A 24,267-nucleotide genomic window follows, 5' to 3' on the forward strand; every position below is an offset into this window, starting at 1 on the left:
TTTACGATGGCGATACTGCCCTTGGTGCTCGCCTTGGTGTTCGCTGTCACGGCGGTCAAGGAATTGGCGGTTTCCTCTCAAAAAACGGCTTATCGGGTGGCTCAAATCAGCCAAAAAAAGGAGTTGTTGCGCGAGAGGCTCACCGATTTCGAGCGCAAGGCCAAGCGGTACTTGATTTTAGAAGACGCGGAGAGCCGCGTCGCTCTCGAAACGGTTCACCGTGACCTCGGCGAGGTAATCAGCAATTTGTTGAGCTTGACCGAAGAGCCGGCGTTGGTCGCCCAGCTCCAGCGGTTTTCGGTAGAAGAGGGAGGCATCTTTCAGCATGTTTCGAACATGGCGATCGAGCCGACGGCAAAGCCCGAAAAAGTCGACACCCGCCGTTCCGGCGCGACGCGCGAGCAGCGTGACCGGCCTAGAAAGGCGCGCATGGAAAAGACAGATGAAATGTTTTCGACGCTCAATCTGAAGGCTAAGGAACTCGCTCGCGGTTTCTCGGGGATCGTGGATTCCGAGGTCGACAATCTGGAGAGCAGGTCCTCCGCGGTTCAGCGCCGGATGTTGCAGGAGTCGTCGGTTCTGCTGCCTATTTCGGTGGTCTTAATTTCGTTTGTTACGTTTTTCATCATCCGCTCGGTGCGCCAGATGGACCATGCGATACGCAAGCTCGGGGCCGGCGATTTCATTCGGCCGATCCAGGTGACCGGACCCAAGGATTTGGAATACCTGGGCGAACGGCTGGATTGGCTGCGCAGCCGGCTGCGAGGTCTCGAGGAGGCGAAACAGCAATTCATCCGCCATGTGTCCCACGAGATCAAGACTCCGTTGGCGACTATCCACGAAGGCACCGAACTGTTGGCGGACGAAGTGGTCGGGGAACTCAATACCGAGCAAAGAGAGATCGCGCAGATCGTGGTCAGCAATACGCAAAAGCTGGATACCTTGATCGCCGAGTTGATCAATTACAGCCAAGTCAACGCTCGTCCCGGAGCCATGCTTCGGGAAACGGTCAATATGGCGAGGCTCGTCTCAGAATTGATCGACGATTACCAGATTCGCTTGCGCACCAAATCCATCGAGCTGACCGAGCAGTTGCGGCCGGTCGAACTCGACGGCAACCCGGATCAATTGCGTACCGTTGTTGATAACCTGCTGTCAAATGCAGTTAAATACTCGCCCGTCGGCGGCGAGATCTGCGTGACGCTCCGCCAAAACGGCGGCCATATGGAGTTGGAAGTAGAAGATGACGGCCCGGGCATAGAGCCCGACGAGCGTAAACACGTTTTCGAGCCGTTCTTTCAGGGAAAAGCTGCCCGAGAGGACGGCATCGCGGGGACGGGCATGGGATTGGCTATTGTCAGCGAATGCGTTTCCGGTCATCATGGCAAGGTCGAAGCCTTGGAGCCCCGCCCGAACAAAAAAGGCGCCCGTATTCGGGTGCAAATACCTTTACGGCTAGATTAAGCGATACATGAAATTCCCCTCCCGCGCTACAGCTCTGATCGTGCTGTTTGCTATCACGGGTTGCGCAGGATTCAGAAGCAAGGAGAGTGCTGATACTGCACCCAAAGCGTCCGAGCAGAAATACGCCAGCTATGCGTTCGAGGATCTCCTCAGTTTTGCCGCCGAGATTGCCCGCCTGCCTCCGGCCGAGCGGCTATCCGAATGTCAGCAACTGTTGCAGCGTTACCAGGCCGATCGCAGCTTAGGCGTACGTCTGCATTTTTTCTTTGCCCAGGCGGCGACCGAGGCCTGTGGCGACATCAGGAATGCCTCCGTGATCGTGGACGCCTCTTTGGCCGAACTTCAGGACGAACGGCTTAAAGCCTTGTTGATTTATCAGAAAGAAATTTTGAGCCGTCTCGACAACGAAATCGAGCGGCGAAAACACTCGGAGCGTCAGGTCTCTCACACCGTATCGAAAGAAAAGAAAGTGCACCGGCGGCTGAAAACGCAAGAGAGCGAGCTGAAAGAGCTTCAAGAGAAGCTGGATGCGCTCAAAGCTATCGAGCAGCGTTTAGACGAGCCAGACAGCGGACAATAATCCTATGAACACTGCACGTAAACGTGTCCTATTGGTGGACGATGATCCGGATCTGTTGCGCCTGGTGGCCCTGCGTCTCACCTCAGCGGGATTTGAACTGGAAACCGTGAACAGCGGACCGGCGGCCATTTCGAGGGTCTCCGTGTTTCGCCCCCATGTCGTCGTGACGGATCTGCGTATGGAGGGCATGGACGGCCTGGCGTTGTTCGACTTTCTCCATGAGCAATATCCGACGCTGCCCTTCATCATCATGACGGCCCACGGCACGATCAGCGATGCCGTCAGCGCGACCAAGCGGGGCGTGTTCGGCTTCGTGTCCAAACCTGTGGACAAGAACGAACTGGTCAAGCTGGTCAACCAGGCCATGCGGATCGGACTGACCAGCGGCGTCACGGTGGATCAGGACGCTTGGAGACAACACATCGTCACACAGAGCCCTCTCATGGAGGAGTTGCTGAGCCAGGCCAATCGCGTCGCACAGAGCAAGGCGAGCATATTTATCGGCGGCGAGAGCGGCACTGGCAAGGAGTTGCTCGCGCGCGCGATTCACGAGGCCAGTACGCGGGCGGACGGGCCGTTCGTGGCGGTCAATTGCAGCGCGATTCCGGAAAATCTCTTCGAATCCGAACTTTTCGGGCATCGCAGGGGCGCGTTCACAGGCGCCACCCGCGATCACAAAGGGCTCTTCCGTGCCGCGGACGGCGGCACTCTGTTTCTGGACGAAATCGGCGACATGCCCAAGTCTTTTCAGGCCAAGCTGTTGCGCGCGCTCCAGGAGATGAAGGTGCGCCCGGTGGGCGCCACCGATGACGAGCCGGTCGACGTGCGCATCATTTCCGCAACTCACGCGGATTTGGATAAGGCCATGGCGGAAGGGAACTTCCGCGAAGACCTTTATTACCGGCTCAATGTCGTCACCTTGATGCTTCCGCCCCTATCCAAGCGGCCCGAGGATATTCCTTTGTTGGCGATGCATTTCCTGAGGGATCTCGCGGAAACCTACGGCAATCGGGTCAAGGGATTTTCGCCGGAGGCCATGGAATGTTTCGTGAATTTCGAATGGCCCGGAAACGTGCGGCAACTCCGTAACGTCGTGGAGCAGTGCGTCGCGCTGTCCTCGACGCCACTCATCCCGGTGACGCTGGTGCAACGGGCGTTGCGGGACGAACCGGCGTCGTTCCTGTCCCTGCAGGAAGCCAGGGAACAGTTCGAGCGAAACTATCTGATCCGGCTGTTGCAGATGACCAACGGCAACGTAACTCAAGCCGCCAAGCTGGCCAAGCGCAACCGGACCGAGTTCTACCGCTTGCTCAGCCGGTACGGCATGAATCCGTCGTTGTTCAAGAGTTCCGACGTAGCGCCTTAGGGCAGTAGGATGGGTAGAGCGATAGCGAAACCCATCGATCGCGAACCGGCAGGGCAAGCAGGCAGGCCGGAAAGGTCTGCCCCGGGTCGCCCGAGAAGCGGAAGCTTCTTCGTGCGGGTTCCCAAACAGGAGTTTGCGAACGAGAAAAAAACTAAGAAAAAATAGCCTTATTTTTCTTCCTGCCGGTTCCATCGCTTACCTTTTCGATTTTTCGTTATCGCAGCACCAGCACGGGAAGCGAGGCATTGGTGAGCATGCTCGTCGTCGTGCTGCCCACCAGGAACTCGCGTATCCTGGAGTGGCCGTAGGCGCCCATGATCAACAGGTCGATGCCATGCTCTTGCCGGTACCGCTCGGAAACGTTGATGACGTCGCCCTCGCGGATTTCGGCCGTCACGTCCAAGCCGGCCCGCGCCAATGTGGCTCTGGCCCAGTCGAGGTGCTCACGCAGACCGGCACCGTCTTTGCCGGCCATCAGAATGTGACAGGAAAGCCCTCTGAACAGCGGGCTGTTGGCAACCATCTCTATGCCTTTGCGCGTGGTGGCGCTGCCGTCGAAGGCGAACATGACCCGTTCGGGCTCCCGAAACTGGTGGGGTGTTACCAGAATGGGCCGGTGCATCGTTCGGATCACCGTTTCCAGGTGGCTGCCGATATGACGATTGGCGCCGTTGGTGCTTTCTCCCTGCTTGCCCATCACCAATAAGCGAATATCCTCCTCGAGTTCCAGAAGCGTATCCACCAGGCTGCCGTGGCGTTGAACGCAGGACGGCGACTCGATGCCGTCGGCCACCGCACGCTCTTTTGCCGCCGCCAGCATCAACCGGCCCTGTTCGCGTGCGAGTTTCCCGCGTTTTTCATCCAGAGCCGTCAGTTCTTCCAATAAGGATTCGCGGCTGCCCAACCCGATATTGCCGCTCAGATTGCCGTCCACCGGGTACTGCGACTTGTCCAGCACATGAATGAAAGTCAGCCGAGCCCGAAGCCGCCGACTGGCCCAGGCCGCATAGTCGCAGACCGCCGTAGCCGCCCTGGACCCATCGATACATGCCATTACCTTAGTCATACTGAAACCTTTCCTCAGTGGGCCATCAATTTTTCTACGGCTTCCGGTTTATCGTGCACCGCGAACCGATCCACGATGGTCGCGCTGGCTTCGTTCAAACCGACGATCTCGACCTCGATGCCCTCGCGCCGGAACTTGATGACGACTTTATCCAGCGCGCTCACCGACGTGATGTCCCAGAAGTGGGCGCGAGTCAAATCGATCACGACTTTATCAATATCCTCCTTGAAATCGAAGGCTGCGGTGAACTTGCCGGCGGAGGTGAAAAACACTTGGCCGACCACGAGATAAGTCCGTATCGAACCGTCATCGCTGGACTTCGAACGGACTTCGAGAAACTGACCGACCTTGTTCGCAAAAAACAATGAGGCCAGCAATACGCCGACGAAAACGCCGAGAGCGAGATTATGGGTCGCGACCACCACCGCGACGGTCGTGATCATGACGATATTGGTGCTCAAGGGGTATTTGCTCAGATTGCGAATGGAGTCCCAACTGAAGGTTCCGATGGAAACCATGATCATCACGGCAACGAGCGCCGCCATCGGGATGCGCGATACCCAGGGCCCTAAGAATACGACCATGATCAACAGGAAAACGCCTGCCGTCAGGGTAGATAGTCGCGTCCGCCCGCCGGACTTCACATTGATCACAGACTGGCCGATCATCGCGCAGCCCGCCATGCCGCCGAACAGGCCCGCCGCGATATTGGCGATGCCCTGGCCCTTGCACTCCCGATTCTTGTCGCTGGGCGAATCGGTGAGATCGTCGACGATGGTGGCCGTCATCATCGACTCCAATAGCCCGACGATGGCCATGGTGATGGCATAGGGGAAAACGATTCCAAGGGTTTCGACATTCAGCGGCAGATCGGGCCACAGGAACACCGGCAGACTGTCGGGCAGTTGCCCCATGTCGCCCACGGTACGGATATCCAGGTCAAACCCTATGGCGATTGCGGTCAGAACCACGATGCAAACGAGCGGCGACGGAACGGCTCTAGTCAGGGACGGAAACAGATAAATGATGGCCAAACCGCCGGCGGTCATCGCATAGACATGCCAGCTCACGCCGGTGAGTTCGGGTAGTTGCGCCATGAAGATGAGAATGGCCAAGGCGTTGACGAACCCCGTCACCACCGACCGCGACACGAACCGCATGAGGTCGCCCAGTCTGAGATAACCGGCAATGATTTGCAGAATGCCGGTCAGAATAGTGGCGGCGAAGAGGTATTCCAGCCCATGCTCTTTGACCAGCGTAATCATGAGCAGCGCCATGGCGCCGGTGGCTGCGGAGATCATGCCTGGACGGCCGCCCGCGAAGGCGGTAACGACGGCGATGCAAAACGACGCGTACAGGCCGACCTTGGGGTCGACCCCCGCGATGATCGAGAACGCGATCGCTTCTGGAATCAGCGCCAACGCCACCACGGTACCCGATAGCAGATCGCTGCGAATATTGGAAAACCAGTCTTGTCGAACGGACATTAGCATTTGACGCTCCAATCAAATAAAAACAACGAGGATAGTTATCGCGACGAACTCAACGATCTGAAGAATGCCGACTAACGGCAACGGTGAAATTGAAGATCTTTCCGTTGATCGTCCCGCCAACGGCGTAGTTCGTCCGATATCCGACGCATAGCTGCTGCTTGCGTCCGGGCTTTCTTTATCAATCAGGCCCGTAAATACCCTCCCGGTATTTCGGGCCGCAGCCCAGGCCGGTAACACGCTTAGGCCGAGCTTACGCAGCTTGTCGCCGCGCTAAGGAAACCCTGCCCCGGATTAACCCGGCCTAATTTATAAGCCTGGTTAATAAACCGAGACAGACTTGATCAGGTTCCGCCCAAGCGTGGTTCTCGACAGCAAAATAGCCGGCGGCCGTCATTCAGGGCATCTGACGGCGAATTCGAAAAAGCTGGGTCGGTAGGGCGGATGTCCTGCTGAGTAGGGCAGGGCAGGTGACGCTATGGCGGAGTCGGAGAGGTGTGGTAAGGCATCGGACAGATCAATTGTCGCTTCGCTTTTGTTTACGTTTGGTTGACAATTTAGTGGGTTATGTCAGGCTTGTCCACGAAATGAATTGTTTCTGTGGAACAATATAACTTCACAGTAGTCGTGAAGCGGGCAGTCCTGTGCTGCAAACGCGAGTCAGGAGGCAATGCCGGCGCCCGCATCCTGCATCTCCCGTCGGGCTTTCTCTCCGCCTTGAGGCGTGACCGGACGGGTGGCACACTGGATCACCATGACCTCGAACCCCTCCTTGCGTGCGTCCAGCACCGTGGCAAGCACGCAGACATCCTCCGCGAGACCGCCTATCCAGAGGCGCCTGATGCCTGCTTTGCGCAAATGTCGGGCAAGTCCGGTCTGGTCGAAGGCGGAATTTTGATCCTGGTCGAAGCGCACGCCCTTGGTCACGATGATGGCCGAATCGGGAAGCTTCAGGTCGGGGTGAAAGAGGGCGCCCGCGCTGTCCTGAAGGCAGTGAGGCGGCCAGGGGCCGCCGCTTTCTTGGAAGCTGACATGCCCCACGGGGTGCCAGTCACGCGAGGCGTAGACCGGAACGTTTGCTTTAGTGGCGGCCTCAATCCAACGGTTGAGTACAGGCACCACCGCATCGCCGTTTTCGACAGGCAACGCCCCGCCCGCACAAAAATCGTTCTGCACATCGACCACGATCAAGGCGTCGCCGGGTGCAAATAGGCTGTCGATATTCGTCATTCTCGTTCACCTTTCATCTCGACGCTAAATCACCCATAAAAGGTGTCGACTTGAGATCACGTTTTGGACTCGTGTTCCGAAACGGTCTCGAGGATTCTGGCGTGCAACTGCAGGTCTTTCGCGTGGAACAGGACGAAGCGTATGTGTTCGACCGACGAGAGCTTCGTTGCTTCGTCGAAAATAGTCCTAAAGGCAATATGTGCCGCCGCTTCCATCGGATAGCCGAACGCGCCGGTTGAGAGCGCCGGGAAGGCGACGGACCGGATGTTGTTCTGCTCGGCCAGGTGAAGCGCGTTGCCGTAGCAGGCGGCGAGCAGTTCGCCGGCGGGTTCGTCAACCCCGTAGACCGGCCCAAGGCAATGGATCACGTAACGGTTGGGCAGGTTATGAGCGCCGGTGATGACCGCCTGACCGGGACGAATCGGGGCGAACTGCCGGCATTCCTCTTCGAGTCCGGGCCCTGCGGCCCGGTGGATCGCGCCGGCTACGCCCCCACCCGTGCGCAGCGCGGCATTGGCCGCGTTGACGATAGCCTCCATGTCGGGCTGATCGGCGATGTTCCCCTGTATGCATTCGATCGCTACGTCGTGGATAATTCGTTTGGTCATCGATGTCACTCCCTCAGTCGCGCTGTTGGTGACGACAACTTTGCCACGTGACCGGACCGTAAATCGCAATAATTCGCTCAGGTTTGACCTTTACTGCCGTCCTCGTGAACGCGAAATCTCGACCAGGAGACAGAACGATGGCGGACTGGTTCCCGAACTCCGGTTTGGGAGCCCATTGCGAGAAACTACAGCTTCTCGGGAATTGCTCCCAAGCTTGGAGCTTGGGCGCCAGCGGTAAGTTCGTCTTGAATCGTCAGTCGCGTGCCTTATGGCCAAGCGGCCTTCAGAGCCGTAGGATAATGGCATGGACTCGTCTCCTCGGAAAAAGTCTCGTATCAAAGCGGAAAACAACACTACGCGGTCGAGCCTGTGGAGAACTCCCTGAAATCGACAGTCAGAAATGAGCTGTTCCTAATCCGGATTTAACCCATTCATGAATTACCCAGTAAACACCGAGAAACTCAATAACCTGCATCTTTCCGCCGCCTGTCTCCTGCGCGGATTACGCTTGCTCTCGACGCCCGGTCTGCGCCACCTGGTAGGAATTCCGCTGCTGATCAACCTGGTGCTCTACGGAATCGCCCTGGTCGGCGGGATTTATTATTTTTCGGCTTTCATAGACTGGCTGGTGCCGGCCTGGCTGGATTTTCTGCGCTGGCTGCTGTGGCCTCTGTTTGGACTGAGTTTTCTGCTCATCGTGTATTTCACGTTCACGATGCTGGCCAATCTGATCGGGGCGCCGTTCTACGGACGTTTGGCGGAAAAGACGGTCGTCTTGCTGAAAGGGCAGCCGGCGCTGGTGTCGGAAGCCTCCTTGGGTAAAGCGCTGGTGAGTGATTCGTTGTCGGAGGCGAAGCGGTTGCTATATTTTCTGACCCGCGCCGTTCCGTTGCTCGTCCTTTTTCTGATTCCGGGCCTCAACCTCATCGCGCCGTTCCTTTGGCTGGCGTTCAGCGCCTGGTTCCTGGCGCTCGAATACATGGCCTATCCGCTCGAGGTCCATGGCTACAGGTTCGACGAGCAGCGCCGCATCGCGAAGAAACTGCCGTTCGGTGTGTTCAGCTTCGGCGGCCTGGTCACGCTGGGGCTAACCATCCCTTTGCTGAACGTGCTGATCCCGCCGGCAGCGGTGATCGGCGCCACGCTTTATTTCTTGGAAGGACAGATCGGGGATCGGCCGGATGCCGGTTCGGCCAAGAGATAATCGCCCGAATCGGCGACAGCTCTCAGTCGAGCGTTGGTGATGCGGTTCGCCAAGGATTGTTTTGCTTCGGCTCGGGCCGCCACGCGCAGATAATTCGGCGTATAACCGAAAACCTCGGGGACATCGTCCGACGCCGCTTTCTCGGTTTCCCAGAGAACCGGAAATTCGCGCCCCAGGAATCGCTCGAAGTTTGCCCGCTTCAGTCTTTCCGAAAGCTCGTGCAGCGCGCGGCCTCGGGCCTTCTTGAGCTCGGCCGGGACATGGCTCGGCATTTCGGCGGCCTTGGTGCCGGAGCGGGGCGAGTAGGCGAAGATATGGATGTGGCCGAACTCGATCGACTCGATAAACGCGAGGCTCTCTTGCCATTCCGCTTCGGTTTCGCCGGGAAACCCGACGATCACGTCGGTGGTGATATTGATGTCCGGAACGTCCTTCCGCAATCGGCCTACCAGCCGGGCGAAATCGGCCGTTTTGCAGCGACGGGCCATGCGTTTCAGTACCGAATCGGCCCCGCTTTGCAGCGGCAGATGCAGGTGCGGCATGAATCTCGGATTCTCGAAAAGTTCGCTGAAGGAATCCGGCAAATCCCAGGGTTCCAGGGAGCCCAGGCGCAGGCGCGGGATGTCGGTGCGTTCGAGTACGGCGCGAATTAGCCGGTTGAGCCCGTAGCCGAGGTCGCTGCCGTATCCTCCTAGATGAACACCGGTGAGCACCGCCTCCTGGACGCCTTGGGCGTGCAGGTCGTCGATCTCGGCGACGATTTCGTCTATGCTCCGGCTCCGCTCCTCGCCGCGCGCGACGGTGACGATGCAGAACGTGCAGCGGTAACGGCAGCCGTCCTGAACCTTGACAAAAGCGCGTTGCCGGCCGAGCCGGAATAAGGCCGATTCGCCGGGATCGGTCGAAAACGCCGGCATGACCGGCAGATCGAGTTCGTCCTTGGCGATATCGATCAGCTTTGCCTTGTTCTCGTTGGCGACCACCAGATCGACGCCCAGGCCTTCCGCTTCCTCCCGGTTCAGGGTGGCGTAGCACCCGCTGAGGACCAGCTTCGCTTTTGGGTTTTCGCGCGCCGCGCGGCGTATCAGATGCCGGGATTTGCGCACGGCCTCCTGGGTGACCGCACAGGAATTGAGCACGACGAGATCGGCTTCCTCGGAGTCGTCGACGATGCGATGCCCCTCACGCTGGAGCTGCCGCGCCCAGGTTTCGAGTTCCGCCTCGTTGAGGCGGCAGCCCAAGGCTTTCAAATTAACGCGCATTGTTCTTAACCAAAAAATCGATAGGTAACCGCAATGGCCGCAAGCACCCCGGCCATATCCGCCAGAAGCCCGCAGCCTACTGCATATCTCACGTTTTTGACACCGACCGCTCCGAAATACACCGCCAGCACGTAAAAAGTCGTCTCGGTGCTGCCCTGAATGATGGTGGCGAGTCGTGCCGAAAAGGAATCGACGCCGTAGGCGCGCATGCTGTCCAGCATCATCGCGCGCGCCCCGCTGCCGCTGAACGGCTTGATCAGCGCGGTCGGCAGGGCGTCGACGAAGCGCGCGTCGATCTGGACGGCATCGCAAAGAAAACGTATTCCGGACATGATCGCTTCCAGGAGCCCGCTCGCCCGCAATACGCCGATGGCTACCAGCATCGCCACCAGATAGGGCAGGATGGCGATCGCCGTGTGAAACCCTTCCTTGGCGCCTTCGACGAAGGCTTCGTAAGCGTTGACCCGATGGCGAACCGCGCCGGCCAGGAACATGGCTATCAGCGAGAACAGCAGCAGATTGCTGAAAGCCGCCGAGTTCCGCTGCATCTCGTCCTGAGCCAGGCCGCCGAAATAGAGCGCCAGGCCGGCTACCGCCAGAACGAATCCGCCGAAATAAGCCATGATGACCGGATCGCGAAGACCGATGCGCTGCCGCAGGGCGACGCTCGCGAAGCCCACGAACGTGGAGCAGAAGGTCGCCATCAGGATGGGAACCACGACATCCGCCGGATGAGCCGCGCCCATCTGCGCCCTGAACACCAGAATCGACACCGGAAACAAGGTAATGGACGACGCATTGATCACGAAGAACAGGATCTGGGCGTCGCTGGCGGTGTCCGGCTTTGGGTTCAGGCTTTGCAGCTCCTGCATGGCCTTGATGCCCAGCGGCGTGGCGGCGTTGTCGAGGCCCAGCACGTTCGCCGAGAGATTCATCACTACCGCCCCCATGGCCGGATGATCCGGCGGAACCTGCGGCATCAGGCGGCGGAGCAAAGGCGTCAGCCCACTGGTAAGCAGCCTGAGAAAGCCGCCGCGCTCGCCGACCCGGAGAATTCCCAGCCAAAACGCCAAGGCGCCGGTCAATCCCAAGGAAATTTCGAAAGCCGCCTTGGCGCTGTCGAACACCGCCTGCATCAGCCGGGCGAAAATCTCGGCATCGTCCAGCCACAGCCACCGGGCCAGTCCGGAAACGAAGGCCGCGAGGAAAAAGCCGACCCAGAGATAGTTCAATAACAAAACGTAAGTATCGTAGGATGGGTAGAGCGAAGCGAAACCCATCGATGGTGGGTTAGGCGCGCATCGCACCGACTCTGGAAAGTTCCTTTGGCGTTTCCGCGCGCCGTAACCCACCGGTTCCGCGGCCTTTCCCGATGGGTTGCGGCGCGCGGAGAATCCAGCTGCGACGGCACGGTTCGTAGCAGTGCGCGCCTAACCCACATTGGAAACATGCATCGGAACGCTGTTTTCGGCCAAATTTGTCAGACGTCCGGCGGCGGCGGAGCCAGGACCTCGCGACTTCCGTTGGTTTCGGCGGGACCTACGACGCCGGCCTTCTCCATGTCCTCGATCATCCGGGCCGCGCGGTTGTAGCCCACCTTGAACCGGCGCTGGACGCTGGAGATGGACGCCTTGCGCGATTCGGTGACGAAGCGCACGGCTTCGTCGTACAGCGCATCCAGCTCTTCTCCGTCTCCGCCGCCGGGGGACTTTGCACCGGAAAAATCGCCGCCATCCTCGGAGAAGCGGGTAATCTCGTCGATGTAATTGGCGCGCCCGGTCCGTTTCAGGAACTCGACGACATTATGCACTTCCTGGTCGGACACGAAGGCGCCGTGCGCCCGCATCGGCAGTCCGGTGCCGGGAGGCAGGTAGAGCATGTCGCCGTTGCCGAGCAAGGCCTCGGCGCCGCCCTGGTCGATGATGGTGCGCGAATCGATGCGCGACGACACCTGGAAGGCGATACGGGTCGGGATGTTGGCCTTGATCAGGCCGGTGAGGACGTCCACGGAAGGCCGCTGGGTGGCCAGAATCAGATGCAGTCCGGCGGCGCGCGCCTTCTGCGCCAGGCGGGCGATCAGTTCCTCGACCTTCTTGCCCACGATCATCATCATGTCCGCCAGTTCGTCGATGACGATGACGACATAGGGCAGGGGCGTTAGGGTAGGGGGCTCTTCGCCCTCCAAGGCTTGGTCGGCGGACCACATGGGATCGCGAATCGGTTGACCGGATTCGATGGCCTCGGTGACCTTTTGATTGAACCCCGCGAGATTGCGGACGCCGAGCATGGACATCAGCTTGTATCGCCGCTCCATTTCCGCCACGCACCAGCGCAGGGCGTTGGCGGCTTCCTTCATGTCGGTCACCACCGGCGTCAATAGATGGGGAATGCCCTCGTACACCGAGAGTTCCAGCATCTTGGGATCGATCATGATCAGGCGGATCTCGTCCGGCCGTGCCTTGAACAGCATGCTGAGGATCATGACGTTGACGGCGACCGATTTGCCGGAGCCGGTGGTGCCGGCCACCAGAAGATGAGGCATGCGGGCCAGATTCGCCACCACCGGCTGGCCGCTGATGTCCTTTCCGAGAACCAGGGTCAGGGGCGAGCCGGAGTGCTGGTAAGGTTCGGACGAAAGCACCGAATGGAGCAGTACGGTTTCGCGCTCCTCGTTGGGGATTTCAAGGCCGATCACGGATTTGCCGGGAATGATTTCCACCACCCGGACGCTGGTGACGGACAAGGCCCGCGCCAGGTCTTTCGCCAGTCCGCTGATCCGGCTCACCTTGACGCCGGCCGCCGGCTGGATTTCGAATCGCGTGATGACGGGGCCGGGATGGACCTCGGTGACCTGGACCTCCACGCCGAAATCCGCGAGGATCGTCTCCACCAGTTGGGACATTTCCTCCAGCGCCGCGTCGGAGTAGCCCCTGACCTTCGGAGCGACATTGTTGAGCAAATCGAGCGGAGGCAGTTCGCCCTCGTTCGGCAAAGGCGTGCTAACCGGCTTCGCAGCTTTTCGGAACCGGAACGGTTCCCTGGGTTCCTTGGGCTCTTTGGTGTCTTTGACTTCCGGGGGCTGAGGTTTGCGTTTGACCGTGGGCTCGATTCGCTTCGGCTTGACCTTATCTCTCGGTGTGTCGATCCGAGGCTCGCTTTCTTCGCGCTGCCGTTCCGGCCGGGATGTTCCGGCAAGCGCCCGGAACGCGGCGAAAAAGCCGTTGGCGACCATCAAGCCGCCTTTCCCCACCGCGTCCAGCAAGCCCAGCCAGGAAAGGCTGGTATAAAGCGATACGCCCGCCAGAAAAAACGAGATGAGCAATATGGTGGCGCCGGTCGTGCCGAACGCGCCGGTCAATAGTCCGGCCGCTTCCTGGCCCAGGATGCCGCCGCTGGTCACGGGAAGAGGAAACGGCAGACGCAGTACGTGAATATCGGCCAAAGCGGAGCCTGCCGCCATCGCGGTCCCGAAACCGAACCAGCGAAACAGGTAGTTCGCGGCGCAGGAGGGTTCTTTCGAGGCGGGGCCTTTGTAGATAGCGTAGCCGTAGCCGGACAGCAAAAAAGGAAACAGGAAAGCGGGTATTCCGAACAGGGAAAGGGAGAAATCCGCGAGCCAGGCCCCGACCGCGCCACCGCCGTTGGCGATGGGATGGCCCGTGCCGGTATGCGACCAGCCCGGATCACTCGAGTCGAAAGTCATCAGGGAGATCAGGAAAAACAACGAAATAGCCAGGTAAATCAAAAAGGCTGCTTCGCGCAGCCCTCTGACCAGTACCGAGCCCAGATCCTGACCGATCGTGAGCTTTTTGTAAAACTGCGACAAAATTCTCACCAAATCAAATAAATAAATGACCGGGGTATTGTTCAAAATCGGCGTCATTTAATCAAGAGCCGGGGTTTACGCCCCAAAAACTTATCGTCATACTTGGTATTTTGTTGTTGCGATAACCCAACCGAGGAGCACATGACCGAACAAAGACATTGCCGGTTGTTGATCTTGGGATCCGGTCCGGCTGGATACAGCGCCGCCATATATGCGGCGCGCGCCAATCTGAACCCGGTCCTCGTCACCGGTATCCAAATGGGCGGACAATTGACCACGACCACCGAGGTGGACAATTGGCCCGGCGACCCCGAGGGACTGCTAGGGCCCGATCTCATGGAGCGCATGCGCCGTCATGCCGAACGCTTCGAGACCGAAATCATCTTCGATCACATTCATACGGCCGATCTGTCGTCCAGGCCGTTCCGGCTGAGCGGCGATTCCGGCGTATATACTTGCGATGCCCTGATCATCGCCACGGGTGCTTCCGCCCGCTATCTGGGCCTGCCGTCGGAGGAAGCGTTCAAGGGCAGAGGCGTATCGGCGTGTGCGACCTGCGACGGATTTTTCTATCGGAACAAGCCCGTGGCGGTCATCGGCGGCGGAAATACGGCGGTGGAAGAGGCCCTTTATCTCGCCAACATCGCATCCCATGTCACCGTCGTGCATCGGCGCGATAAGTTTAGATCGGAAAAGATTCTTTCGGAAAAACTGCTGGAACGTGCGCGATCCGGCAACGTGACCATCGAGTGGAATCATGTGGTGGACGAAGTGCTAGGCGACGACTCGGGCGTCACCGGGTTGCGCATCAAGAGCGCACAGGAAGGCTCGACCAAGGATTTGAGGCTGGATGGCGTCTTCATCGCAATCGGCCATACGCCTAACACCGAAATATTCGCCGGGCAATTGGAGATGCGCGACGGTTACATCATCGTGAAGAGCGGACTCGAAGGCAATGCGACGGCGACCAGCGTACCGGGCGTATTCGCCGCTGGCGATGTAGCCGATCCCGTTTACCGCCAGGCGGTCACGTCTGCCGGTTCGGGATGCATGGCGGCGCTGGATGCCGAGAAATACCTGGACGGTATCGGAGGCGGCTGATCGCCGTCTCGCTTAACTCTTGAAAAAAATGCGAGCGGCCGGACACGTCGGCTGCCCGCAGGATTGCTCGAATAAGAAGATCAATTAATGGAGCCGTTATCCATGTCCCAATATCGAAAGTTCATTTGTTCCGCTTGCGGTTATGTTTACGACGAGGAACTGGGCGATCCCGATTCCGGCATCGCGCCCGGCACGCGTTGGGAAGACATTCCGGACGACTGGGTATGTCCCGAATGCGGGGTGGACAAAAGTTACTTCGATGCCATGGAGTAAGCCGGGCGAACTCGGGCACTTCGTCGGCAAAGGACTGTCGACCTACGAGTTAGCTGTAGTAGGTCGGGAATCCTTTCCCGACATGACGAGGCGGGAAACATGACGGGTCGTCGGCAACGGATTGCCGACCTACAACCTTCCCGATCCACACTGCTAAACCTTGATGAACAACGTTCTAGCCGACGGTCTTCTGGCGCTTTCGGACGGACGCCGGGAGAACCCGTTCCAGCAGTTTCGAACCCTGAACGGCTTCGGGAGCTTGGGTTGGCGATGAAAGGCTGGCGATCCGGCGGCCTTCTTCCATCAAGGCCTGACGTTCTTGCTCCATCTCCCGGAGCAGTTCCGTCACCCTATCGCCGCTCAGATCCAAAGCCAGCCCGATGCCGTCTCGCAGTCCCTTGATCGCGGTGCGTTCGGCCGAGGGCTTCAGCTTTCGATAAAGAAAATAGGGCAGCAGCCAGGACAGGGCGATGAGCAATACGCTGTGTATCGCGAAATCGGTTCCCAGATAGCCCAGGTGGTAAAGCGCGCTTTCGTAATAGCCTTTGACGACTTGGTAGGAAACCCATCCGATCGCGATCAGCGGTAGGAAAACCGTCAGGAAGCCGGAAAGTTTCAGGAAGAAACGTTGCAGCGCGTTTCCCGGATTGGCCAATGCCAGCCGCAGCGACCGCTGCCCCTCCGAGAGAACGGTGCGGCCCACTCCGCCCGCCAACTGGTCCAGCCGCGTCTTGAGCGGGACCACGGCAAGTCCCCGTTCGCCGGCTTCGACGATCAAATGATCCAGCGCGTCCCGATACCGACTTTCCGCCCAGTCATCCCACAAGATCGATTCGGGCGGCGCTTTTTCGGATCGGGGTTTCTCGTCGGGAGATTTGGTCAAATCGATGCGCCGGCGGAGCAAGCTGGTTTCATGGGTGACGAACGCGCGGGAGACCTCTTGGATCGGCCATTCCAAGCCCTTCATCAAATCATCGTGCATTTCCTGCCAGATCCCGGACCAATTCGGTTCCAGGCCGGCGTAACCGTCGCGGTTGCCGAGTTTTTCGAGACAATCGTGCAAAGCGTCCCGAAGCGCATCGAGGCGCAAGGTTTCCGCCCGCATCTCCAACTGATGGATGACATGGCGGTCGGCCATGTCCTGGAGGATGGCCTGCAAAGTCTCGAAATCGTCGGGTTTTCGCTCTCCTTCGATTTCGCGGCTGTCGGTTCGGAGCAAGATGGGATTCCTGAAACCGGCCTTGGTCAGCAGTTTAGCGAAATCTTCGATCTGAGCGGGGTGGCCGTGGTCCCACTGGTTCATGACGAACAGCCAGGCGTGCTCGCCGCCGTGGGCCTGCAGCAGGCGCCAGCCTTTATCGTCGCGATAGCGCTCGGGGCTGACCACGTAAATCAAAACATCGATGTGAGGCAGCCAGTCCAGCACGAGTTCCCGGTTGCTCTGTTCGATGCTGTCGATGTCGGGCATGTCGATCCAGAGGATTTGCCGGCGCCGGTCGTCGTGGTGATAGGCCGTGCGCACCCGGTCGATGGGAAAGTTCTTCGGGAGGTGTTGGATTTTCACCGAATCGTGGAGATAAAGGGACACCTCCCTAGAAGTAGGGCGCTCGACGCCGGTTCGGGCGATACCCTGGCCGGCAAGCCGGTTCAGCAGGGTGCTCTTGCCCACGCCGGTCCCGCCGAAAAAAGCCGCAACCAAGGGGCGGTGTGCGCCGGCTTCGAACAGGGCCGCCGGCGTTCCGATGTCCACTTCGTTTAGGGCGTGGATGTCCCCTGACGTGAGCCATCCTTCGGCTTGGGCTTTTTCCGCCCAGCCCTTTGCAGTCGTCAGCAGTTGTTCGAAGGGTATTTGCATGGCTTAAACCAGTTGCGCTTCGGCCGACTCGATGGCCTCGGGGGAAATGTTGAACTGACGGGAGGTGTCCATCTGCCCCGGTAGACCGTTCAAATAGGCATGAACGGTTCTGTCGAATAATGCTTCCACGGCTTTGAACTGCTTCTGCTTGAGGTCGGCCGCCGCTTTGCTCATGTAACGCCCCAGCGCGCTCTCGGCGAGCATGGTCGTCAGCGAGAGCATGGCCGGTGCGATGATGAAATCCTGCACGCCGATGCCGCCGGTATGCAGGGCCACGGCCAGTGCTGCAGCGTCGGTGGTGACGCGGGTGGCCCTGAGGCCATTCAAGACTGCGGGATGTTCCCGCAGGCGATCGTACAGACTGTGCGCGGTTTTCTCGATCTCCGGTTGAAACGCCCGAATATATTGGTCGACAGCCAATTCGTAGCGGTTCGTCAGGACCGGTCTCGTGGTTCTGAGCAGTCCTGCCATCTCTTTCCACCAGGCTTGCCGGGACGGATCGTCGTCGCGTTTCAGAAGAATGGTTTCGCTGATGCGTATGAACAGGTGTTCGGCGGCTTGGTGCAGGATCGCAGCCTCGCCGCTGATGCTCTGCTGGCGGCGGCCGCCGACGGCCTGGCCGAGTTTTACGATCTGCCGCACCGGCCAGGTCACGATCTTGCGTGCCGTGAGCAGCGTGCCCGCGAGGCCTGGAATTTCCAGCAGCGTCAGGAGTTCTGCCAGCGCTCGCTGGAATGTCTCGTAATGGTGGGGATGGTTGAGATAATCCCGCTTGTAAAGATTCAGGCTGTCGCGGACGGCCTCATCGACCAAGCTGTGCCATTCGGTCTTGAGGCTGTGCTCGGCCTTGACCGGCGCCAGCCAGTCGCGCCAATGGACCTGGACAAAATGCTTCGCATTCTTCGCGTGCCGCTCGCGACGGACTTCCCGGATTGCCCGATCTACGGCGCCGAGGAGCTGTGTGCGCTCGCTGTGCAGCAGGGCAAAGTCGTCGACCTGAATGTTTTCCAGATAAGGGACGGTAATGATGGGCGGAGGCGGGTCCCGCCGGGCGTTTCGCCACTTCTCTTGGAGCGATCCGACCAAAGTCCGGTAGGACGTTTTCTCGATTTTATTCAAGCAGATCACGGTCGGCTGAGACAACGGCTCCAATAGATCGATCAGTTCCCAGACCGACAAGTCGGCGTACTTGTCCTTGCTCAATATTAGCAAGACCACGTCGGCCAAGGCCGCCACGCGCAGGACGGCTTGCCGGTACTCTTCGGCATCGACGGAATCGAAATCCGGCGTATCCCAGAGTACGGACCCGCTCAAGGCATGACGCGCATCGGCTGCGGTCTCCAGCAGAGCGAAGCAGTCGTAGCGGTCGGACGGAAGCACATCCCGAGGGCAGCGCTGGTATTGCCGGAAATAGCCGTCGATCCATTCCACGCGGTCGGGCGGGAGATTGATGCAAAACCCCTGCGGATGAACGGTAAAACCGGCTAGCGGACTGACTTCGGCAAGCTTCTTCTCGAGCAGCCAGTTGATGACCGAGCTTTTTCCCGCTTGCGTGGGGCCTAAAACGGCAATCTGTAGCGGATGATCCTTCCTCGACCGATTCAATTCTCCCTTTTCCAGTACCGCCTCGCCGAAGCTTACGGATTGCAAGTTTCTTCGCAATTCGAGGAAGCGTGCCTCATCGTCCGGCGGGACGTGCTTCGAGACACTTTCATAGCTCTGCTTCAAGCGGCGGATAAAGGAAAGCATGGTCTGGGGAGCTAAAGAGACATCCACGTTGCTGAAAGGCAGATTGTACACGATGGCATTGCGCACGCGCTGGTCCTGAAATTGGAAGGCGCTACCTTCCCGATTGCTGGAGGACATGGGCTGTGTCAGGAAATTGTAGTTCTGTTGGTGAAAGCGTTGCATGTCCACACTATTTTGGCCGAGGAAAACTGTAAGAGTTCGGCTAGCTTCGCGTGGAGACGCATCTCTAAGTATTCGATTTTACACGTTATTTCGGCGCTGCTCCGATGTTGGTCGTATTGCATCTTTATGTTGTAATTTCATAACAAATTTTGTGCTGGGGCCATTCGTGAAGAGAAGCATAAAAATAGCATGCGGCGTTGTGCTGATCGCAGCATCCCTTCAAGGTCAGGCTGCCGTCGATCAAAAAGAGGAGAAGCCGAAGACGGGCGGTCGTCCGCCGTTCAGTTGCTTCGGCAGCCAAATGAACGATTATTTGGCCGGTGTGGTGCCGGCGCGCCCCGCTCATAACGCGCACGATATCTTGGGTTTGCCGGGCTGGTTGAACTTCAGCATAGAGCATCGCACCCGCTATGAAGTACTGGACGGGCAATTCCGCGCCGGAGCCTCGGGCGGCGACCAGCAGATTCCTATGCAAACTTGTGTATTTTTAGAGGCGAATTTCGAGCCTTTCAGAATCGGCGCAGAATTTTTGGATGCACGGGAATACGGGGCCGACGAAGGCTCGACGCTCAATAACACCCATGTCAACGAAGCGGACTTTTTACAGATCTACGGCGCCTGGTCCGACGAGGACGTACTGGATTCGGGGCTCGGAATGGAAGTCAAGGCGGGACGGCAGACCATGAATTTGGGCAGCCGCCGTCTGGTCGCCCGCAACGTTTTCCGCAATACCATCAATGCCTTTACCGGCGTGACGTTCCGATTGAGGGATGGCGAGGGGAAATGGCAACTGCGCGCTTTCGCCACTCAGCCGGTCAACCGGCTACCCACCAGCCAGGCCGATCTGCTGGAGGGGGTACACGAATTCGACGAGGAAGAATACCGTACCTATTTCTCCGGCCTGTTCTTCGAGGCCTCCGACTTGATTTGGGGCATCAACGGTGAGGCCTACTTATTCCACTTGCACGAAGAGGACCGGCCCAACGGCGCCACCACCAACCGCCGTTTGTTCACGCCCGGCGTGCGCTTAATCAGGCCGCCGCGAAAAGGACAATGGGACATGCAGGTGGAGACCATCGCCCAGGTCGGCGAATCTCGGGCGACGACCGGCCGCAACGACACGCGGGATCTGTCCCATGAAGCCTGGTATCAACACGCCTCCTTGGGCTATACCTTCGATATGCCCTGGTCGCCCCGGTTCTTAGCCCAGTACGACTACGCCACGGGCGATGAAAATCCCAACGACGGCAAGAACCAGCGTTTCGACACGCTATACGGGGCGCGCAGGTTCGAGTTCGGTCCCACCGGGATTTTCGGCGCCTTCGCCCGCAGCAATATCAATTCGCCCGGTTACCGGCTTTTCGTCAATCCGCGCAGCGATTTGTCGGCGTTCGTGTCCCACCGGATGTTCTGGCTCGCATCGGACAAGGATCAATGGACGCCGGCGAGACTACAGGATAGAACCGGCCGCTCCGGCGATTTCATCGGCCATCTGGTGGAAGTCTCGGCGCGCTGGGATGCGTTTTCCAACGTGTCGTTCGAATCCGGCTGGGCGCGCCTGATCAAAGGCGAATTTGCGAAAGATGCTCCGAACGCGCCGGATCCAAAGGACGTGGATTACTTTTACGTACAAACTTTGCTGCGGTTCTAATCCGACGCGTTTGTCGGCTACGGATTGTTTAGCTACGACATCGTATTCGGGTCTATCTCTCGGTCCATGGAAGCCTTGTGCGGAGCGCCCCCCGCTCTAAAATCATTGGTGCGGCGGTCTAACTGACCGTTAAGGAACGGCAATCATAGTGGAGCAAGGAATGCGAAAACGGAGCGACAAACACCGATCAGGCCGGAATGGCCAATCCCACCGAACCCAGTCCCCCGGTCGAACGGTCAAGAACGGATCTTTGATATCCCCAATGAAACCGCGACGCGCGATGTTTCTGCGGGCGCTGGCCGTCGCTGGCACAGTCGCGGTGATCGGCATTGCGCTTTGGCAGGGACGGCCCGAGCAAACCGTTCCGGAACGCTCGAGGAAAACCGTGGAGAAGGCCGTTGCGCCGGCGCCGACTTACGTCGGGGAACAGGTCTGCGCGGATTGCCATCAGGAAGAGAATCGGCTCTGGCGGGGCTCTCATCACGAGCTGGCCATGCGTCCCGCCAGCGAAGAGACGGTTGCCGGCGACTTCGACAATGCCTCGTTCACCTATGCCGGGGCGACTACCATCTTTTTTCGCCGCGATGGCCGCTTCATGGTTCGCACCGACGGACCCGACGGGCAGCTTTGCGACTATGAAATCCGGTACACCTTCGGCGCGACGCCGCTGCAGCAATATCTGATTCCGCTGCCGGGCGGCCGCCTGCAGGCATTAGGGATCGCCTGGGACACCCGGCCCAAGGCGGAAGGCGGGCAGCGCTGGTTTCACCTCTACCCGGATCAGAACGTGACCCATAGCCATCCGCTGCACTGGACCGGCCTAAACCAGAACTGGAACTACATGTGCGCGGAGTGCCATTCGACGAACGTGAAGAAGAATTACGAGCTCAAGGCGCGGCACTATTCGACCACGTTCTCGGAAGTCAACGTGTCTTGCGAAGCCTGTCACGGCCCCGGTTCGAATCACGTCGCGTGGGCAAAGAAGGAAGGCGACGGACAGCACCACGACGATGGGAGCAAGGGTTTGGTCATTGCGCTCAACGAGCGCAAGTCCGTTCAATGGATGCCGAATCCGGAAAGCGGCAATGCCGTGCGCTCGGCGCCGCGTCGGTCTACGCGGGAAATCGAAATATGCGCTCGCTGCCATTCGCGGCGTGGTCCGATTTCCGAAGACTATGGTCATGGTCGTCCGCTGGGCGACACCCATCGGTTGGCGCTGCTGGAGGACGGTCTTTATTACCCGGATGGGCAGATGCGCGACGAGGTGTATGTCTACGGCTCGTTTCTGCAGAGCAAGATGTTTCGGCACGGTGTGACCTGTAGCGATTGTCACGAGCCGCACAGCCTTGGGTTGCGTGCTCCCGAGGGCGAGGTGTGTCTCCAGTGCCATGAGGCTGAGAAGTACGAAAGCCCCAAGCACCATTTTCATCCGCTGAATTCCCGCGGCGCGGACTGCATCGAATGCCATATGCCGGCGACGACCTACATGATCGTCGATCCGCGACACGATCATGGCTTTCGCGTGCCGCGGCCGGATCTGTCCGTCAAATTGGGAACGCCGAACGCCTGCAACCGATGCCATGCAGACCATTCGCCCGCTTGGGCGGCGAAGCGGGTAGAGCAGTGGTACGGGCATACGCCCGAGGGCTATCAGCGATATGCCGAAATACTGCACGACGGTTCCACGGGAGCGCCCGGCGTGGTCGAGCGCTTGCTCGGCCTCGCCGAGGATAAAAGTCAGCCGGCGATCGCCAGGGCGAGTGCGCTGGCTCGCCTGGACCGTGTTCCGAATCCTCGCTCCCTCTCGGTAATCGGCAGGCAGTTGCGCGACGACGACCCGCTGGTTCGCGAGGCGGCGGCCGGTGCGTTGGAAGGCGCGGAACCACAAACCCGTTTCCGGTTTCTGGCAGATTTACTCCGGGACCGGGTCCGCGCTGTGCGCATCGAGGCGGCACGGGTGCTGGCCGATGTTCCGGCGGAACACCTGATGTCCGAACAGCGGACTGCGTTGACTCGGGGTATCGCCGAATACATGGCGGCACAGCGGCTCAATGCGGATCGTCCTGAAGCGCACCTCAATCTCGCGCAGGTGCATGCGGCCCAGCGCCGGTTCGATCGGGCCGAGGCGGCCTTGCGCACCGCTCTGGAGCAGGACCCGGGCTTCGTGCCGGCATCGGTCAACCTGGCGGATCTTTATCGCGCGCTGGGCCGCGATACGGAGGGGGAATCGGTGTTGCGGGAGGCGTTGCGACGCAGTCCCGAAAGCGCCGCCCTGCACCATGCGGTCGGATTGCTGCGGGTGCGCCAGAAGCGCATGTCCGAAGCCTTGGCGGAGTTGAAACTGGCGGTTAGCTTCGACCGCGGCAACGCCCGCTATGCCTACGTCTATGGCGTAGCCCTGAACGGCGTCGGGCAGGCGCAAAAGGCCATTGCGATGCTTCAGAGCGCACTCCGGCAACACCCTTTCGATCGGGATTTGCTTTTTGCGCTCGCGAGCATCTACCGAGACAACGGGCAGCCGCACAAAGCGCTCTCCTACGCGCGGACTCTCGCCGAATTGGAACCCGAGAATCCGGAGAGGGCAGCCCTGGTAGCGGAGCTCCAAGAACAGGGGCGGCGCAAGTCGAGGGATTGAGCGGTGGCTTGTTTTTACACACTTTAGGAATATATCGAGACGCTTCCGTCGGCAAAGGATTGCCGACCTACGCCGCTGGTGGAGGTGTTGCGAAAACAGGTTCAACCAAAGCCGAGCGATTGATCTGCGGCCTGTGACTACACACTTGGAAAATGTTTAGTGTTGTCGTCGGCAAGGGATTGCCGACCTTATATCTCGATTCTGGATTCCACAAGAGGCAGAATCTCCGACTGATCATCGGACCCAGACGCTGGGCAAGACGTTGCCGACCTTGGGCCTGAAGCCCGCGCCGTAGATCGTCCCCCAGCGTCCCTTCCTCGCCATAGAGTTCGAACGGTATCGTAGGGCTGCCTTGGGCAACACCCTGGATGGATAAGGCTGAACCCGGCAGGAGCGGTTTCGATCGGTCAGCACTTTGCCCCATCGTCAACGCAGACCAAGGAGACCCTATGACATTCAGCCCCATCGGGATCGACATCGCCAAAGCCAAGTTCGACGCCGCCGCGCTACGCAACGGCAAGTACAAAACCAAGGTCTTCCAGAACACGCCCGAAGGGTTTAGGGCGTTTCTGGCCTGGCTGCAAGCCTTCCCGACGCCCCACGTGTGCCTGGAGGCCACCGGCCGCTATGGTGAGGGCTTGGCCCTGTTCCTGGTCGACCACGGCCTCGCCGTCAGCGTGGTCAACCCCGCCCAAATCCACGCCTTCGGCCAAGCCGAACTGAGCCGCACCAAGACCGATAAAAG

Annotated in this window: 18 protein-coding genes; 9 read left to right on the forward strand and 9 right to left on the reverse strand. The window is 59.3% G+C overall.

The genetic code is table 11. The features are described from left to right. Positions 1-6 precede the first annotated feature (6 nt). The 3 genes from JOD69_RS18325 to JOD69_RS18335 are packed head-to-tail and all read left to right on the forward strand — an operon-like array spanning position 7 to position 3,410. A complete protein-coding gene (locus JOD69_RS18325; RefSeq protein WP_210024139.1) occupies positions 7-1,464 on the forward strand; it encodes a HAMP domain-containing sensor histidine kinase in 1,458 nt (485 codons plus the stop codon). A 7-nt stretch (positions 1,465-1,471) separates the two neighbouring features. Further along, a complete protein-coding gene (locus tag JOD69_RS18330) occupies positions 1,472-2,044 on the forward strand; it encodes a hypothetical protein (protein WP_077729321.1) in 573 nt (190 codons plus the stop codon). Positions 2,045-2,048: 4 nt separating this feature from the next. Beyond that, entirely contained in the window at positions 2,049-3,410 is a 1,362-nt protein-coding gene (locus tag JOD69_RS18335) for a sigma 54-interacting transcriptional regulator (protein WP_077729322.1), read from the forward strand. 214 nt (positions 3,411-3,624) lie between these two features. Here JOD69_RS18335 and JOD69_RS18340 read toward each other — a convergent pair whose 3' ends face one another. The 4 genes from JOD69_RS18340 to JOD69_RS18355 form a co-directional block, all read right to left on the reverse strand. Beyond that, positions 3,625-4,476, reverse strand: a complete 852-nt coding sequence (locus JOD69_RS18340; protein ID WP_133717387.1) for a universal stress protein — start codon at positions 4,474-4,476, stop codon at positions 3,625-3,627. Between the two features lie 14 nt (positions 4,477-4,490). Beyond that, entirely contained in the window at positions 4,491-5,969 is a 1,479-nt protein-coding gene (locus JOD69_RS18345; RefSeq protein ID WP_156880651.1) for a SulP family inorganic anion transporter, read from the reverse strand. A 657-nt stretch (positions 5,970-6,626) separates the two neighbouring features. Further along, entirely contained in the window at positions 6,627-7,196 is a 570-nt protein-coding gene (locus tag JOD69_RS18350; RefSeq protein ID WP_086133116.1) for a nicotinamidase, read from the reverse strand. A 56-nt stretch (positions 7,197-7,252) separates the two neighbouring features. Next, the gene (locus JOD69_RS18355) at positions 7,253-7,804 is read right to left on the reverse strand and encodes a macro domain-containing protein (protein ID WP_077729326.1); all 552 of its coding nucleotides are present in this window, start codon (positions 7,802-7,804) and stop codon (positions 7,253-7,255) included. A 433-nt stretch (positions 7,805-8,237) separates the two neighbouring features. On the opposite strand from JOD69_RS18355, the gene cysZ reads away from it, so the two are divergent. Beyond that, a complete protein-coding gene (gene cysZ / locus JOD69_RS18360) occupies positions 8,238-9,008 on the forward strand; it encodes a sulfate transporter CysZ (protein WP_077729327.1) in 771 nt (256 codons plus the stop codon). Here the strand turns inward: cysZ and mtaB are convergent. From mtaB to JOD69_RS18375, 3 genes are all read right to left on the reverse strand, one after another. After that, on the reverse strand, positions 8,951-10,270 hold the full coding sequence (gene mtaB / locus JOD69_RS18365) for a tRNA (N(6)-L-threonylcarbamoyladenosine(37)-C(2))-methylthiotransferase MtaB (RefSeq protein ID WP_210024140.1): 1,320 nt from the start codon (positions 10,268-10,270) through the stop codon (positions 8,951-8,953). The genes cysZ and mtaB overlap by 58 nt on opposite strands. 5 nt (positions 10,271-10,275) lie before the next feature. Further along, positions 10,276-11,502 (reverse strand): nucleoside recognition domain-containing protein, encoded by a 1,227-nt coding sequence (locus JOD69_RS18370; protein WP_348529970.1) that lies wholly within the window; start codon positions 11,500-11,502, stop codon positions 10,276-10,278. Between the two features lie 248 nt (positions 11,503-11,750). Continuing rightward, complete coding sequence (locus JOD69_RS18375) at positions 11,751-14,153, reverse strand: DNA translocase FtsK (protein ID WP_210024142.1); 2,403 nt, start codon at positions 14,151-14,153, stop codon at positions 11,751-11,753. 84 nt (positions 14,154-14,237) lie between these two features. Between JOD69_RS18375 and trxB the strand changes: the two genes are divergently transcribed. Beyond that, on the forward strand, positions 14,238-15,197 hold the full coding sequence (trxB, locus tag JOD69_RS18380) for a thioredoxin-disulfide reductase (protein ID WP_210024143.1): 960 nt from the start codon (positions 14,238-14,240) through the stop codon (positions 15,195-15,197). Positions 15,198-15,299: 102 nt separating this feature from the next. Then, entirely contained in the window at positions 15,300-15,470 is a 171-nt protein-coding gene (locus JOD69_RS18385) for a rubredoxin (RefSeq protein WP_077729473.1), read from the forward strand. A 175-nt stretch (positions 15,471-15,645) separates the two neighbouring features. Here the strand turns inward: JOD69_RS18385 and JOD69_RS18390 are convergent, their stop codons facing one another. Both JOD69_RS18390 and JOD69_RS18395 read right to left on the reverse strand, forming a co-directional pair. After that, positions 15,646-17,325 (reverse strand): GTPase, encoded by a 1,680-nt coding sequence (locus JOD69_RS18390; RefSeq protein ID WP_086133122.1) that lies wholly within the window; start codon positions 17,323-17,325, stop codon positions 15,646-15,648. Positions 17,326-17,328: 3 nt separating this feature from the next. Further along, positions 17,329-19,236, reverse strand: a complete 1,908-nt coding sequence (locus JOD69_RS18395; protein WP_086133123.1) for a GTPase domain-containing protein — start codon at positions 19,234-19,236, stop codon at positions 17,329-17,331. Positions 19,237-19,435: 199 nt separating this feature from the next. On the opposite strand from JOD69_RS18395, the gene JOD69_RS18400 reads away from it, so the two are divergent. The 3 genes from JOD69_RS18400 to JOD69_RS18410 form a co-directional block, all read left to right on the forward strand. After that, complete coding sequence (locus JOD69_RS18400) at positions 19,436-20,887, forward strand: alginate export family protein (protein ID WP_210024144.1); 1,452 nt, start codon at positions 19,436-19,438, stop codon at positions 20,885-20,887. A 262-nt stretch (positions 20,888-21,149) separates the two neighbouring features. Continuing rightward, positions 21,150-23,522 (forward strand): tetratricopeptide repeat protein, encoded by a 2,373-nt coding sequence (locus JOD69_RS18405; RefSeq protein ID WP_210024145.1) that lies wholly within the window; start codon positions 21,150-21,152, stop codon positions 23,520-23,522. A gap of 449 nt (positions 23,523-23,971) precedes the next feature. Continuing rightward, positions 23,972-24,267, forward strand: a 296-nt coding sequence (locus JOD69_RS18410) for a transposase (RefSeq protein WP_210024146.1), incomplete at its 3' end; no start/stop codon positions are given.

It is taken from the genome of Methylocaldum sp. RMAD-M, assembly GCF_017832375.1.
Lineage (GTDB): Bacteria > Pseudomonadota > Gammaproteobacteria > Methylococcales > Methylococcaceae > Methylocaldum.